This window comes from Streptomyces sp. NBC_00005 (assembly GCF_045160215.1).
In the GTDB taxonomy this organism is placed as follows: domain Bacteria; phylum Actinomycetota; class Actinomycetes; order Streptomycetales; family Streptomycetaceae; genus Streptomyces.
The window spans coordinates 6,436,261-6,451,474 of the sequence record NZ_CP108316.1 but is presented as its reverse complement, the minus strand read 5'-3'; the positions used below and the strand labels follow the sequence as shown (position 1 = coordinate 6,451,474).

The following is a 15,214-nucleotide window of genomic DNA, read 5'->3' as shown; positions in this document are numbered from 1 at the left end:
CTAACTGGTCCGTGTCAACGGCTCCTGTAGGGCGAAGGAGAGACTAACAGCTCAGCAGGCGTGCACGCACATCAGGCGGCCGTCGGCACCGTGGCGCTGCGCTCCGCCGCCTCAACGTCACCCGTCTCTCCGGCACGGACGGCTCTGCCGCCCAGGACGAAGACGTATGCGAGGAAGGCGAGCTCTACTGCGACCCCGATGCCGATGCGGGCCCAGGTCGGCAGGCCCGACGGGGTGACGAAGCCTTCGATGGCGCCGGATATGAAGAGGACGAGCGCGAGGCCGATCGCCATGCCCACCGCGGCGCGGCCCTCTTCGGCGAGAGCTGTGCGTCGCGAACGCGGGCCCGGGTCTATGAGGGTCCAGCCGAGGCGCAGTCCGGTGCCGGCGGCCACGAAGACAGCGGTCAGTTCGAGCAGGCCGTGAGGGAGGACCAGGCCTAGAAAGGTGTCAAGCCGGCCGGCCGAGGACATCAGGCCGAAGCCGACCCCGAGGTTGAGCATGTTCTGGAAGAGGATCCAGAGGACGGGCAAACCGAGGAAGACGCCCAGGATCAGGCACTGGGCGGCGGCCCAGGCATTGTTCGTCCACACCTGGGCGGCGAAGGACGCCGCGGGGTGGCTCGAGTAGTACGTCTCGTACTGGCCCCCGGGACGGGTGAGCTCGCGCAGCTCGCTGGGGGCCGCGATGGTGGCCTGCACCTCGGGATGAGTACCTATCCACCATCCCAGGAGGATGGCGACGGCAGTGGAAAGGAGCGCGGTGGGAACCCACCAGCGGCGCGATCTGTAGACCGCAGCAGGGAACCCATGCGCCAGGAAGCGCGTCACGTCTCGCCAGGAGGCGCGTCGATTGCCTGTCACGGCACCACGCGCCCGTGCCACCAGTTGGCTGAGGCGTCCGGTCAGCTGGGGGTCGGGCGCACTGGACTGGATCAGAGAGAGATGAGTGGCCGTGCGCTGGTAGAGCACGACGAGTTCGTCGGCCTCAGCTCCGTTGAGGCGGCGTTGGCGTTTGAGGAGGGCGTCGAGGCGGTCCCATTCCGCTCGGTGAGCGGTGACGAAGACGTCGAGGTCCATCGGTTTGCCTGCTCCTCGGCTGCTCGTCGGCGGCTCGTCGGGGTGTCAGCTTGTCGTACTGCGGCGCGATGCGCCCTCAGCTTGGCAGACTGGCCCTTCAAGGGGCAGGCCAGGGGAAGGACGACAGGCGTGAGTGAGCTGGTGACGGGCGAGGCGGTGGTGCTGGAGTTGCGCCCTGCGAGGCTGCCCAGCAGGGCGCTTGCGGTGTTGCTCGACCTGACCGTGGCCGTGGTCGTCTACATCGTTCTGACCATCATTCTGGTCGCTTCCACCGCTTCGCTGGACGAGGCGGCGCAGGTCGCGGTGTCGATCGCGAGCTTTGTTCTGGTGCTGGTGGGCGGGCCGATCGCGGTCGAGACGCTCAGCCATGGGCGGTCCCTCGGAAAGTTGGCGTGCGGACTGCGGGTGGTGCGGGACGACGGGGGGCCGATCCGGTTCCGGCATGCGCTGGTTCGGGGTGGGATCGGAGTAGTCGAGATCCTGATGACGTTCGGGGTCGTCGCCTGCATCGCGTCCTTCGTGTCGGCTCGAGGTCGGCGGCTCGGCGACGTGTTCGCCGGGACTCTCGTCGTACGGGAAAGGGTGCCTGTTGCGCGGACGGGTTTCCTGCCTCCCCCACCGCCCTGGCTGGCGGGGAGGTTCTCGGAGCTTGATCTGTCTGCGGTTCCCGACGGATTGTGGCTCGCCATCCGTCAGTATCTGACGCGGATGCAACAGCTGGACCCGCAGGTCGGCTGGGCCATGGCGGAGCGGCTCGCCTCGGACCTCGCGGCTCGTACGGGCACGCCGGTTCCGCAGGGTGTTCCGTCGGCGGCGTATCTCGCGTCTGTGGTGCAGGAGCGGCAGGCTCGGGAGGTGCGACGGGCCTTCGCGAACGGTTCGGCAGCTGGGGGCCCGGCTGTGGGCGGGCAGCCGGTCGGTGCCGCGCGTCCGGCCGGCGTGCCGGGCTCCTACGTTCCTCCGGCGGGGTTTCCCCCTGTGGTTACTCCGCCTCCGGCCGCTCATGTCGAGCAGGCGCCTGCGGTCGGGCGTCAAGCCGAGGCGCCGACGCACGAAGTTCCGGCGTACGGGGCCCCGCCGACCGAGCCGCAGGATGCACAGTCGGCCGACCGTCCCGCCACCGGGGCGAGCGGAACCACCGAGCCCACCGGGTTCGTACCGCCGGCGTAGCCCCCTTCAGCAGCCGTGGCTTCCCTGGCGCCGCTTCGACGCATATCTCGCTCAGGCGGATGGGGACGGTGGCGATTCGAGGTCTTCCAGCTCGATGCCGGGCGCCGCGAGCACCACGTCGCCGGCGATGTGCACGAGGTGCTGTTCGCCCGTGTCCAGGGCTGTGACCTGGTACTCGTCCACGATCAGGGGGGCGTTGTCAGTGGCTTGTGTTTCTCTGTTCACCAGAGCCCAGGACTGGTCCACGGTGCGCGGGGCAAGGACGGGGTCGGTGAAGGCGACGAGGCGTACGCGGGTTGCTGTGGCGGAAGGGGTGAGGCGCAGGAGACGGGTGGTGGCGATGAGGAACGCGGGGGATGTGCCGGTGAAGGCGTGGGCGCGGACGTTGCCTTCGGTGGCATGAGCCCCGGTCGGGTCCGTACGGACCCAGGTGACGCCGTCGAGGGCGGCGCCGCGGATCTGCCAGCCCGCGGCGTGCAGTTCGAGGCGGATGGGGCGGCCGAGTTCGTCGAGGGCTAGGTCGACGGAGCCGTGCTGGTCGCCCGAGGGGGTGGTCAGTTGGGAGACGTAGCGCCAGCCGGAGGGGCCGGGGGCGCAGTGGAAGTGCTCTTCTGCGAGGGGGGTGTGATCGTGCGGATCGTGGAGCGAATAACGGCCGCGGGGCATGGGTGTCCTGGGTCTTGACGGGCTGGTCCGGCCGCTGCGGCCAAAGGGGCAGGCCCCCGGCACGGGGGTGCGGGGGCCTGCCTCGGAGGTACTGCTCCTGGTGAGCGTGTCAGCGCACCGACGCGCTCGCCATGGGCTGTGCCGAGCCGCTCAGTAGCGGTAGTGGTCCGACTTGTACGGGCCCTCGACCTGGACGCCGATGTACGCGGCCTGCTCGGGGCGGAGCGTGGTCAGCTTCACGCCGAGGGAGTCGAGGTGGAGACGGGCGACCTTCTCGTCGAGGTGCTTGGGCAGCACGTAGACGTCGGTCGGGTACTCGTCAGGCTTGGTGAACAGCTCGATCTGGGCCAGGGTCTGGTCCGCGAACGAGTTGGACATCACGAACGACGGGTGGCCGGTGGCGTTGCCCAGGTTCAGCAGGCGGCCCTCCGACAGCACGATGAGCACCTTGCCGTCGGGGAACTTCCAGGTGTGGACCTGCGGCTTGACCTCGTCCTTGACGATGCCCGGGATCTTCGCGAGGCCGGCCATGTCGATCTCGTTGTCGAAGTGGCCGATGTTGCCGACGATCGCCTGGTGCTTCATCTTGGCCATGTCCGCGGCCATGATGATGTCCTTGTTGCCGGTCGTGGTGACGAAGATGTCGGCCTTGTCGATGACCTCGTCGAGGGTCGTGACCTGGTAGCCGTCCATCGCCGCCTGGAGCGCGCAGATCGGGTCGATCTCGGTGATGATCACGCGGGCGCCCTGGCCGCGCAGGGACTCCGCGCAGCCCTTGCCCACGTCGCCGTAGCCGCAGACGACCGCGGTCTTGCCGCCGATGAGGACGTCGGTGGCGCGATTGATGCCGTCGATCAGGGAGTGGCGGCAGCCGTACTTGTTGTCGAACTTCGACTTGGTGACGGCGTCGTTCACGTTGATCGCCGGGAACAGGAGGGTGCCGTCGCGGTGCATCTCGTACAGACGGTGCACGCCCGTCGTGGTCTCCTCGGTCACGCCGCGGATCTCCGAGGCGAGCTGGGTCCACTTCTGCGAGCCATCGGTAATGGTGCGGGTGAGGACCTCGAGGACGACGCGGTGCTCGTCTGACTCGGCGGTGTCGAGGGAGGGGACCTTGCCGGCCTTCTCGTACTCGACGCCCTTGTGGACGAGCATGGTGGCGTCGCCGCCGTCGTCCAGGATCATGTTCGGGCCGCCGGTGGGCGTGTTCGGCCAGGTCAGCGCCTGCTCCGTGCACCACCAGTACTCCTCCAGGGTCTCGCCCTTCCAGGCGAAGACCGGGATGCCCTTGGGGTTCTCGGGCGTGCCGTTCGGGCCAACGGCGATGGCGGCGGCCGCGTGGTCCTGGGTGGAGAAGATGTTGCAGGACACCCAGCGGACCTCGGCGCCCAGGGCGACCAGGGTCTCGATCAGGACGGCGGTCTGCACGGTCATGTGCAGCGAGCCCATGATGCGGGCGCCGGCCAGCGGCTGGCTGGCGGCGAACTCGCGGCGGATCGACATCAGGCCGGGCATCTCGTGCTCGGCGAGGGTGATCTCCTTGCGGCCGAAGGCGGCCAGGGAGAGGTCGGCGACCTTGAAGTCCTGTCCGTTGTCGACAGTCGTCATAACGGGCTGCTCCTCGGGGTTGGGGCGAGGTGGGTACGGCTGGTCTGCGCGGCGGCGGACACAGGGGTGCCCGAAGAGGACACAGGCATGCCCGCGTACGCGCAGCGCAGTCCGTCGGAGGCCCTCTCTCCCTCGGTCGGTCCGCGGTGGGACCGCCCGACCGCCATCAGCAGCGACGTCTGGCTCGGTTCCAAGCTACACCGGGCGACGCGACCACCCCCAGTCCACCTCCGAACACATCGCGCCGATCACGGCATGCGACGGGTAGAGGCCCCGAGGCCGGGGAGAGCGATAACAGGACACGCACAAACGGGAGAACAGGAGTCAACAGACCGGTACGAACAGGGACTTTTGCACCTTTGAGACGAGCGCCCGGTGTTGCAGGATGCCAGGAGATCGGGAACTTCTGATCGATCTCGCGGGGCGTCCGGGACGGCGCTTCGCGCGACAAAGGCGTTAGGAGATCGATGTGACCAGTCCGGCCGGCCCTCCCCCCACGGGCGGCGGCGATGGCGAGCGCAGGCGCGTGAAGCTGCTCGCGGTGACCGCATGCCCGACCGGCATTGCACACACGTACATGGCTGCGGAGAAGCTCGCGCAGGCTGCCGAGAGCCGCGGCATCGACATGAAGGTGGAGACACAGGGATCCATCGGGGCCGAAAACGTCCTCGATGACAACGATGTCAGTTCCGCGGACGGCATCATCGTCGCCGCGGACAAGGACGTGGACCTGAGCCGTTTCGCGGGCAAGCGGGTTCTCAAGGTCGGGGTCGCCGAGGGCATTCGCCATCCCGAGCGGCTGATCGAGCAGGTGCGGTCGGCGCCCGTGCATGAGCCCGGCAGCGCCGCGGCGGCCTCGTCGGCGGGCGGTGGCAGAGAGCGGAGCGTGGCGTACAAGGCGCTGATGAACGGGGTCAGTTACATGATCCCCTTCGTGGTGGTCGGCGGGCTGCTGATCGCGATGTCGCTCTCGCTCGGCGGGCACACGGACCCCTCCGGTGGTCTGGTCATCCCGAAGGACTCCTTCTGGATGGACGTGAACAACATCGGCGTCATCGGCTTCACGCTGATGGTGCCGATTCTGTCCGGGTACATCGCGTACGCCATCGGCGACCGGCCCGCGCTCGTGCCGGGCATGATCGGTGGCTGGATCGCCAACACCGGGTCGCTGTACGACTCCAAGGCGGGCGCCGGCTTCATCGGGGCGATCGTGACCGGGTTCCTCGCCGGGTATCTGGTGCTGTGGATCAAGAAGGTCAAGGTCCCGAAGTTCGTGCAGCCGATCATGCCGATCATCGTGATCCCGATCGTGGCGACGACGGTGCTCGGGATGTTCTTCATCTACGTCATCGGGAAGCCGATCTCGTGGGTGTTCGAGCATCTGACCAGCTGGCTCAGCGGAATGACGGGCACGAGTGCGATCCTGCTCGGCGCGATTCTGGGGCTCATGATCGCGTTCGACATGGGCGGGCCGGTCAACAAGACGGCGTTCCTGTTCGGCGCGGGGCTCATCGCGACCGGCAACCAGGCGGTCATGGGCATGTGCGCCGCCGCGATCCCGGTCATGCCGCTGGGGCAGGGCCTCGCCACGCTGATACGGAAGGGGCTCTACACCGAGCAGGAGCGGGAGACCGGTCTCGCGGCCCTGTTCATGGGGTGCTTCGGCATCTCGGAGGGCGCGATCCCGTTCGCGGCTGCGCGGCCCGCGCAGGTCATACCGGCCAACATGCTCGGCGGCGCGGTGGCCGGTGCGGTCGCCGGGATCGCGGGAGTGAAGGATGCGGTGCCGCACGGTGGGCCGATCGTGGCCGTGCTGGGTGCGGTCGACGGCGTACCGATGTTCTTCGTGGCGGTGGCGATCGGCATGGCGGTCACCGCGCTGACGACGGTGACTCTGGTCGACATCAGTGAGCGCAAGCGACGCGGTGCTCCGGTGGTCGGCGCGACTGTGGCCGGTGCCGAGCCCGCGCTGGTCTCGGTGGGTGTGGGTGTGTCGTCGGGCTCGGGCGCGCCCGCTGCCGTACCGCCGCAGGCCGGGCGTGGATCCACGCCGCCTGCTTCGGGCTCGGGTGGTGCGGGCTCCGTTCCTGAAGCCGCCCCGGCCGATCCCGGCGACGCCGGTACGGACGTCCTCTCCGGCTACCTCACCGAGCAGACCGTCCGGGTCCGGCTCGACGTGCAGGAGAAGGAGGCCGCCATCCGGGAGATGGTGGGCCTGCTTGCGCGGAGCGGCAAGGTGGCGGACGTGGACGAACTCGTGCGGACGTCGCTGCGGCGCGAGGAGCAGGGCACTACCGGGCTCGGTGAGGAGATCGCGATTCCGCATGCCAAGACGGACGCGGTGACCGCGCCGGTCGTCGGGTTCGCCCGGTCCGACGAAGGCGTCGAGTGGGGCTCGATGGACGGTACGAAGGCGCGACTGGTGTTCATGATCGCCGTACCGGAGGCAGCCGCGGGCGATGAGCACCTGCGGATTCTGGCGCTGCTGTCGCGGAAGTTGATGGACGCCGGGTTCCGGGAGCGGCTGTTGGCGGCGCCGGACGAGGCGGCGGTCCTCGGAGTGATGCGGGAGGTCGGGCAGCCGTAGCCACTCAGGGCCCGCGTCCTCGCACCGGGGCGCGGGCCCGCACAGACGGTTCACAGACGGCAGTTACCCTCTGCGCCGGCGGATGGTCCGCGTGGGGAGGGAGTGGCGATGAGCAGTGCTCGGAAACTTGGGGTCTGGGCAGGGGTGTTGGGGCCGCTGGGGCTGGTGTTGGCGATCGTGTCCGTGGTGAGCCTGTGGACGGGGTATCACGGGAGCACGGTGTCGAGCGACGGCATGTCGCCGACGTATCGGCGCGGGCAGCAGCTGGTGTACGAGCGGGTCGACGGCACCGAGGTGCGGCGGGGCGATGTGGTGCTCTACACGGCACCTGAGCGGTATCAGTTCGACGCCCCCGTCATGCAGCGTGTCATCGGCGTGGGAGGCGATCACGTCGTGTGCTGCACGGGGGCAGGTGAGCACGAGCGGCTCATCGTCAACGGCAAGCCGCTTGCCGAGCCGTACCTGTCGGACGGCGTCGCCGACGGAATGCATCGGCCGTACGACGTGAAGGTGCCCAAGGGCAGGCTTTTCCTGCTCGGTGATCACCGGCTGGACTCGCGGGACTCGCGGTTCTTCGCCGACGACCACGGCGGGACGGTGCCCGTGGACGCGGTTCGGGGGCGGGTGAGCGGCGACCACACAGTGCCGTTGCTGCTCGGGGTGGCCGCGTTGGTCGGGGTTCTGTCGGCGCTCACCGGTCTTGGTCTGGGGATCGCCGCGCTGGCGGTTCGGCGGCGGAAGCAGCCCGTCGTACCGCCGCCGTGGGCCGTGCAGGTCTGATGACGGCCGACGGGGCCCGCCGAACGTTCGGCGGGCCCCGTCGTCGTACGGAGGAAGAGGATCAGTGCTCGGCGGGGTGCGGTGTCGGGCCTCCGGGTGTGGCCTCGCGGTCGGGGCCCTTGGCGGCCTCGGTCTCGCTGTAGATGTCCGGCTCGAGGTAGATGACGCGGGCGATGGGGACGGCGGCGCGGATGCGGGCCTCGGCGGCGTTGATGGCGGAGGCGACCTCGGCGGCCGTGTCGTCGTGCTGGACGGCGATCTTGGCGGCGACCAGCAGTTCCTCCGGGCCGAGGTGGAGCGTGCGCATGTGGATGATGCCGGTGACCGTGTCGCCGTCGACGACGGCGGCCTCGATCTTCTTGACGTCGTCGACGCCGGCGGCCTCGCCGAGCAGCAGGGACTTGGTCTCGGCGGCGAGCACGAGCGCGATCAGGACGAGCAGGACGCCGATGCAGACCGTGCCGATGCCGTCCCACACGCCGTCACCGGTGAGCAGCGCCACGCCGACACCGCCGAGCGCGAGCACGAGACCGATCAGCGCGCCGAAGTCCTCCAGGAGGACGACGGGCAGCTCGGGTGCCTTGGCGTGGCGGATGAACTGCGACCAGGACAGCTTGCCGCGCAGTTCGTTCGACTCCTTGATGGCCGTGCGGAAGGAGAAGCTCTCGGCGATGATCGCGAAGACGAGGACGCCCACCGGCCAGTACCAATGCTCGATCTCGTGCGGGTGACGGATCTTCTCGTAGCCCTCATAGATGGCGAACATGCCGCCGACCGAGAAGAGGACGATCGAGACGAGGAAGGCGTAGATGTACCGCTCGCGGCCGTAGCCGAAGGGGTGTTGCGGGGTGGCCTCGCGCTGGGCCTTCTTGCCGCCGATCAGGAGCAGCGCCTGGTTGCCGGAGTCGGCCAGTGAGTGCACGCCCTCGGCGAGCATCGACGACGAACCGCTGAACGCGAACGCCACGAACTTCGCTGCCGCGATCGCGAGGTTGGCGCCGAGTGCCGCCACGATCGCCTTGGTGCCGCCTGACGCGCTCATGTGTTCGCGTTGTCCCTTCGCCTTCATACGTACGCCGCCGGGGCCCTGGCCTCGTCGCGGCTTTGCCCGTCCTTTGCCGGTGGGCCATTCTTGCAGCCCCGCCCGGCAACGACGCGTCAGGTATCCACAACCCCGGTCATACGATCACAGTGGCCCGGAAGATCGTGCCCGCCCCGGAGACTTCGGCCTTCTCGCCCGCCGGGACGAAGACCGACTGGCCGGGGCGCAGTTCGTGTTCGTCCGCCCGCACGGTACCGGCCGTGCAGAGCAGGATCTGCGGGGTGGCGCGGGTGAGGTCGTGGGCGAGGCCGCCCTCGGACAGGACGTACCGCGACAGCCGGAACTCGTCGATCGGGGTCTCGTAGACCTCCTCGTCGTCCGGGGACGCCTCGGGGCGCAGTACGCCGGGGTCGCCGGCCTCGAAGTGGACGATGCGCAGGAGTTCGGGGACGTCGACGTGCTTGGGGGTCAGGCCGCAGCGCAGGACGTTGTCGGAGTTGGCCATGATCTCGACGCCGAGGCCGTTCAGGTACGCGTGCGGGATGCCGGCGCCGAGGAAGAGGGCCTCGCCGGGCTGGAGGCGGACGTAGTTGAGGAGCATGGCGGCGATGACGCCGGGGTCGCCCGGGTAGTGGTGGGCGATGTCCGCGTAGGGCGCGTACGCGCCGCCCAGGCGGATGCAGGCGGCCGCTGCCGCGGCGACCGTGTGGTGCATCTCGTCGGGGTCGGCGGTGAGGATCGCCGTGAGGACCTCGCGCAGGGCGGCGTCCTCGGGGTGGGCGTGCAGCAGGTCGACGTACGGCTTGAGGGAGTCGATGCCCAGGCCGTCGAGCAGGTCGGCGGCCTGCAGCGGGTCGCGGAAGCCGCACAGGCCGTCGAACTCGGTGAGCGCGCAGATCAGTTCGGGCTTGTGGTTGGCGTCCTTGTAATTGCGGTGCGGGGCGTCGACCGGGATGCCGCGGCGCTCCTCGTCCTCGTAACCCTCCTTCGCCTGGGCGAGGTTGGGGTGTACCTGGAGGGAGAGGGGGGCGCCGGCGGCGAGAATCTTGAGGAGGAAGGGGAGCCGGGGGCCGAACTTGGCGACGGCCTCGGCGCCCAACTCCCGCTCCGGAGCGGCCTCGACGACCTCGACGAGCGTGCCGCGTTCCGTGCGGGACGGGGCGCCGGGATGGGCGCCCATCCACATCTCCGCCTGCGGTTCACCGGTCGGTTCGACGCCGAGCAGGTGCGGGATCGCGGTGGTCGAACCCCAGGCGTAGGGGCGGATGGTGTTGTCGAGGCGGTCCATGCTGTGTCTTCGTCTCCGTACGTACGCCGCTCGGCGGGCGCTGGTCAGTGGGCGCGGGGTGCGCGGGTCAACGTCAGGCCCCCGAGGCGAGCGCCAGGTAAACGGCGGCGAAATCCGTGATGGCGATCAGTTCGGCGAGGGTCTCCAGTTCGCCGCCGGCTTCCGGCTCCAGTTCGCTGATCGGCGTGTCGTGGCTGAGGGCCAGGTCACGGGCGGAGGGAGCAGCGGTGAGGCCGCTGATCGGACGGTCGCGGAGCAACACCACGCGCGCGTGCAGGGCGGGCGCTTCCTCTACGCGGTCGCGGAAGAAGTCGTCCGGGTCGGCGCTGGCGGCGAGCGGGCCGGCCAGCAGGGCGCTGTGTGCGGCGAGCGCCTCGGGGAGTTCGGCCACGACCGCCGGGCGGCCGGCGAGTTCGGCGAGGGAGGCCGCGAAACGGCGGCCCGCGGGGCCTGCCGAGACGCCCTCGGTCCATACGACAGGCAGCGCGTCGGCGAGTTCGGCGGCGAGCGTCTTGGCCGGGTTGCTGTAGGTGGCGATGGCGGGCCCGCAGCGTTCCGCGATGTGGTCGAGGCGGTCGGCGACCTTCTCGATGGCCTCCGGCGGGGCGGAGAGCAGGCCTGTGCGGTCGAGGAGGGCGAGAAGGGGCGTGAGTAGCGCCCACAGAACGCCGGGGGCGGAAGGGGTGAGTTGCTGCTCGTCCTGGTCGTCCTGCTCGTACGGGGCTGTCGCCAGCGGCACGAAGAGACCGTGAGCGCCTTCCACCGCCTCGGTGAGCGGGGTGTGGGCGGGGGCGACGGCGACGACCGTGCAGCCTCGGCGGTACGCCGCGTCGGCGAGCAGGGACAGGCCCGGTTCGGTGCCGTCGGGGGTGGTGATCAGGAGCAGATCGACCGAGCCGGCCCAGCCCGGGAGCTCCCAGCGCAGGGCGCCCGCGGCGGGGGCGACGCCGGTGGGCGCGAGTCGGATGACGGGGCTGCCGGGGCCGGCGAGCGTGCCGAGGAGGTCGGCGGCGCAGGTGGCGGCGGCGCCGGGGCCCGCGATGAGGACGGCGCGTGGGCGGCCGTCGGGCTTGAGGTCGTTGACACCTGCCTCGGCGGCGTGCCGCGCGGCCGTGCGGACGCGGGCGCCTGCCTCGGCGGCGCCGCGGAGCAGGCCGCGGCGGTCGGCCTCCGAGAGAGCCTCGGGGGTGTCGAGCAGCGATTCGTCGAGCATGGGCGGCAGCCTCCGATCGCCGGGGTTCTTTGGGTGCGCGCCCCGGTTCGTACGCACGCGGGGCTTCGTGCGCGGGTGGCGGGGCTCGGCGTTACGCGGGGCGGCGGGCCTCGTCGACGAGCAGCACGGGGATGCCGTCGCGGACGGGGTATGCCAGGCCGCAGTCCTGGCCCGTGCAGATCAGCTCGGCTTCCTGCTCCTTGAGCGGGGCGTGGCAGGCCGGGCAGGCGAGGATCTCCAGGAGGCCGGCTTCGAGCGGCATGGGTGTGTCCCTTCGGGGCGGGTGCGCGTGCGCTTTGCTTGGACGTGTGCTTGTGCGGATGTGCCTGGTCAGCGTACCGCCGTGGGGGGCGGGGTGCCGGGGTTGGGCCGGGTTGGCCGTGGGAGGTATTTCGCCCCCGCTGCCCCTGCCCTTCCCGTCCCCGCCGGCGCTGCCCCTTCGACCCCGCCAGGGGCTCCGCCTGCACCCGCCCAGGGCTCCGCCCCAGGTACCTACGTCAGGCCCTGATGATCCCCAGGACCTCGTCCCGCACCTTCGTCATCGTGGCCTCGTCCCTCGCCTCCGCGTTGAGCCGCAGCAGCGGTTCCGTGTTGGAGGGGCGGACGTTGAACCACCAGTCGGTGGAGGAGACGGTGAGGCCGTCGAGGTCGTCGAGGGTTACGTCCTCGCGGGCGCCGTAAGCCGACTTGATGGCCGCCAGGCGGTCGGTCTGGTCGGCGACCGTGGAGTTGATCTCGCCGGAGCCGACGTAGCGGTCGTACTCGGCGGTGAGGGTGGAGAGGGAGCCGTCCTGGCCGCCGAGGGCCGCGAGGACGTGCAGGGCGGCCAGCATGCCCGTGTCGGCGTTCCAGAAGTCCTTGAAGTAGTAGTGGGCCGAGTGCTCACCGCCGAAGATCGCGCCGGACTTCGCCATCTCGGCCTTGATGAAGGAGTGGCCGACGCGGGTACGGGCCGGGGTGCCGCCGTGCTCCCGCACCACCTCCGGTACCGACCACGACGTGATCAGGTTGTGGATGATCACGCCCTTGCCGCCGTTCCTGGCCAGCTCGCGCGCTGCCACCAGGGCCGTGATCGCGGACGGCGAGACCGGGTCGCCGTGCTCGTCGACCACGAAGCAGCGGTCCGCGTCGCCGTCGAAGGCGATACCGAGGTCGGCACCCTCCTCACGGACACGCTGCTGCAGGTCGACGATGTTCGCCGGGTCGAGGGGGTTGGCCTCGTGGTTCGGGAACGTGCCGTCGAGTTCGAAGTACATGGGGACGACGGTCAGGGGCAGCCCCGCGAAGACCGTGGGGACCGTGTGTCCGCCCATGCCGTTGCCCGCGTCGACCACGACCTTCAGGGGGCGGATGGAGGTGAGGTCTACGAGGGAACGGAGGTGGGCCGCGTAGTCCGACAACGTGTCGCGCTGCGTGATCGTTCCCGCCTCGGCGGCCGGCTGCGGAGCGCCCGACTCCGTCCACTGCTCGGCCAGTTCGCGGATCTGCGCCAGGCCCGTGTCCTGGCCCACCGGCGCCGCGCCCGCGCGGCACATCTTGATGCCGTTGTACTGCGCCGGGTTGTGCGAGGCCGTGAACATCGCGCCCGGGAGGCCGAAAGCGCCGGACGCGTAGTACAGCTGGTCCGTCGAGCACAGGCCGATCTCGGTCACGTCGACGCCCTGCGCGGCCGCCCCGCGCGCGAAGGCACGCGACAGGCCGGGCGACGACGGTCGCATGTCGTGGCCGGTCACGATCGCGTCCGCCCCGGTCACCTGGACGAAGGCCGCCCCGAAGAGTTCGGCCAGCGGCTCGTCCCACTGGTCCGGGACCACCCCGCGTACGTCGTACGCCTTCACGAGCTGCGACAGATCAACAGCCACGGCCAACCTTCCTGAAGTCCTATCGGTCGCCCCAAACTACCCGTACCGGATGGCCGTCGGCTGTGCGGACGCCGAGTGGACTCCCAGCCGTAACCTCTCAGGTCAGAGCGAGGTGAGGGACCGGGAAGAGTCAGGGCAGCATCCAGTCCAGCACCGGCGAACTCTGGCCCACCACGATCAGGCACATCACCAGCAGCAGGCCCACGCTCCACGGCAGCACCTTGCGCAGCAGATCCCCCTCGCGGCCCGCGAGGCCCACGGCCGCGCACGCGATGGTGAGGTTCTGCGGCGAGATCATCTTGCCGAGGACGCCGCCCGAACTGTTGGCGGCGGCCAGGAGTTCGGGAGACAGGCCGGACTCGCGGGCAGCGGTCACCTGCAGGGCCCCGAACAGGGCGTTGGCCGAGGTGTCCGAGCCGGAGACCGCCACCCCGAACCAGCCCAGGACGGGTGACAGGAACGCGAGGCCCGCGCCGGCCGCGGCCACGAAGTAGCCGATCGTGCCCGCCTGTCCAGAGAGGTTCATGACATAGGCGAGCGCCAGCACGGATGTCACGGTCAGGATCGCGAACCTCAACTCGTGCACGGTCGCGATCCACTCCTTGACCGCCACGCGCGCGTGCACGCCGAGTACCACCGCCGTGCACACCCCGGCGAGCAGTACGAGCGTGCCGCCCGTCGACACGACCGGCCAGGTGAAGACATTGCCGCCGACCGGCTTCCCGTCCGGCCCCGCGACGTCCAGGAACGGCCAGTCGTACGTCCGGGTCGCCCCGGCCAGCCAGTCCTTGACCGCCGGGATCTGCCCCACGGAGAAGACCGCGACGATCAGTGCGTACGGGACGTAGGCGCGCAGGACTTCGCGCCGCGGGTCCTCCTCGTCCAACTCCTCGCTGCGCGCGCCGGTCAGCACGGACGCGCGTACGGACTCGGTGGCGGGCACACGCGCGTGCGGTACGGCGACCAGGGCGCCCGCGCCCGCCAAGGAGGCGCCGATGTCGGCGAGTTGTGCGGAGACGTAGTTGGAGGCGGCGAACTGGGCGACGGCGAAGGCGACTCCGCACACCAGGGCGGGCACCCAGGTCTCGCGCAGGCCGCGCCGTCCGTCCACCAGCCAGACCAGGACGAGCGGCACCACCAGTGCCAGCAACGGAGTTTGACGCCCCACCACGGAGGCCACGGAGTCCAGCGGCAGCCCCGTCACCTGCGCGAGCGTCACAACCGGAGTGCCCATCGCCCCGAAGGCGACCGGTGCGGTGTTGGCGACGAGCGCGACGACCGCGGCGCGCACGGGGTCGAACCCGAGGGCGACGAGCATGACCGAGCAGATCGCGACCGGCGCACCGAATCCGGCAAGGGCTTCCAGGAGCGCGCCGAAGCAGAACGCGACCACGAGCGCCTGGATGCGCGGGTCGTCGGACAGCCGCCCGAAGGAGCGACGCAGGATGTCGAAGTGCCGGGTACGGACGGTCATCCGGTACACCCACAGGGCGTTGACGACGATCCACAGGATGGGGAAGACGCCGAAGACCGCTCCCTGAGCGGCGCTGGAGAGCGTCTGGTCGAGCGGCATGCCGTAGACGAGCCAGGCGACCAGAACGGCCGCCAGAAGCCCGGCAAGGCCCGCGAGGTACGCCTTCATGCGCACCCCGCCGAGCAGGATCAGGACGATCAGCAGCGGCAGGGCTGCGACAAGGGCGGACAGGCCGAGCGAGTCGGCGACGGGTTCCAGTTCCTGGACGTACACGGGCGCCTCCCCGGTGCCGATCCGATCCAGTTGTCCCGGCGGTCATTCCGTCATGCGGAAAGCGATTTCTCGTTTCGGTCTACGGAATGGTCGTGTCCGCGACAAGGACACGTCAATGGGCGCGCGTCACTGAACGGAATGTGCACGGAAAGCACACGAACGCGGGCTGGTT

General features: G+C 70.1%; 12 protein-coding genes. 3 read left to right on the top strand and 9 right to left on the bottom strand.

Annotated features, from left to right (window positions below):
• Window positions 1-71: 71 nt before the first annotated feature.
• Entirely contained in the window at window positions 72-1,079 is a 1,008-nt protein-coding gene (locus OG303_RS29695) for a stage II sporulation protein M (protein ID WP_405872154.1), read from the bottom strand.
• Between the two features lie 129 nt (window positions 1,080-1,208).
• Here OG303_RS29695 and OG303_RS29690 point away from each other — a divergent pair, with 129 nt between their 5' ends.
• Window positions 1,209-2,249, top strand: a complete 1,041-nt coding sequence (locus OG303_RS29690) for an RDD family protein (protein WP_405872153.1) — start codon at window positions 1,209-1,211, stop codon at window positions 2,247-2,249.
• A 51-nt stretch (window positions 2,250-2,300) separates the two neighbouring features.
• Here OG303_RS29690 and OG303_RS29685 read toward each other — a convergent pair whose 3' ends face one another.
• Window positions 2,301-2,915, bottom strand: coding sequence for a hypothetical protein (locus OG303_RS29685; protein WP_405872151.1), 615 nt, complete (start codon window positions 2,913-2,915; stop codon window positions 2,301-2,303).
• Window positions 2,916-3,065: 150 nt separating this feature from the next.
• Window positions 3,066-4,523, bottom strand: a complete 1,458-nt coding sequence (ahcY, locus tag OG303_RS29680; protein ID WP_405872150.1) for an adenosylhomocysteinase — start codon at window positions 4,521-4,523, stop codon at window positions 3,066-3,068.
• 469 nt (window positions 4,524-4,992) lie between these two features.
• Between ahcY and OG303_RS29675 the strand changes: the two genes are divergently transcribed.
• Window positions 4,993-7,110, top strand: a complete 2,118-nt coding sequence (locus OG303_RS29675) for a fructose-specific PTS transporter subunit EIIC (RefSeq protein WP_405872149.1) — start codon at window positions 4,993-4,995, stop codon at window positions 7,108-7,110.
• Between the two features lie 108 nt (window positions 7,111-7,218).
• Window positions 7,219-7,890: a signal peptidase I gene (lepB, locus tag OG303_RS29670; RefSeq protein ID WP_405872147.1), complete on the top strand. Its 672-nt coding sequence runs from the start codon at window positions 7,219-7,221 to the stop codon at window positions 7,888-7,890.
• Between the two features lie 61 nt (window positions 7,891-7,951).
• On the opposite strand, the gene OG303_RS29665 is transcribed toward lepB, so the two are convergent.
• The 6 genes from OG303_RS29665 to OG303_RS29640 all read right to left on the bottom strand — a co-directional run bounded on the left by OG303_RS29665 (window position 7,952) and on the right by OG303_RS29640 (window position 15,042).
• The gene (locus OG303_RS29665; protein ID WP_405872146.1) at window positions 7,952-8,932 is read right to left on the bottom strand and encodes a cation diffusion facilitator family transporter; all 981 of its coding nucleotides are present in this window, start codon (window positions 8,930-8,932) and stop codon (window positions 7,952-7,954) included.
• 136 nt (window positions 8,933-9,068) lie between these two features.
• On the bottom strand, window positions 9,069-10,220 hold the full coding sequence (gene manA, locus OG303_RS29660) for a mannose-6-phosphate isomerase, class I (RefSeq protein WP_405872145.1): 1,152 nt from the start codon (window positions 10,218-10,220) through the stop codon (window positions 9,069-9,071).
• A 73-nt stretch (window positions 10,221-10,293) separates the two neighbouring features.
• Window positions 10,294-11,433: an SIS domain-containing protein gene (locus OG303_RS29655; RefSeq protein WP_405872144.1), complete on the bottom strand. Its 1,140-nt coding sequence runs from the start codon at window positions 11,431-11,433 to the stop codon at window positions 10,294-10,296.
• Window positions 11,434-11,524: 91 nt separating this feature from the next.
• Window positions 11,525-11,695: a Trm112 family protein gene (locus OG303_RS29650; protein WP_015659983.1), complete on the bottom strand. Its 171-nt coding sequence runs from the start codon at window positions 11,693-11,695 to the stop codon at window positions 11,525-11,527.
• Between the two features lie 235 nt (window positions 11,696-11,930).
• Window positions 11,931-13,295, bottom strand: a complete 1,365-nt coding sequence (locus OG303_RS29645) for a phosphomannomutase/phosphoglucomutase (RefSeq protein ID WP_405872143.1) — start codon at window positions 13,293-13,295, stop codon at window positions 11,931-11,933.
• A gap of 130 nt (window positions 13,296-13,425) precedes the next feature.
• Window positions 13,426-15,042, bottom strand: coding sequence for an L-lactate permease (locus tag OG303_RS29640; RefSeq protein ID WP_405872142.1), 1,617 nt, complete (start codon window positions 15,040-15,042; stop codon window positions 13,426-13,428).
• Window positions 15,043-15,214: the final 172 nt, after the last annotated feature.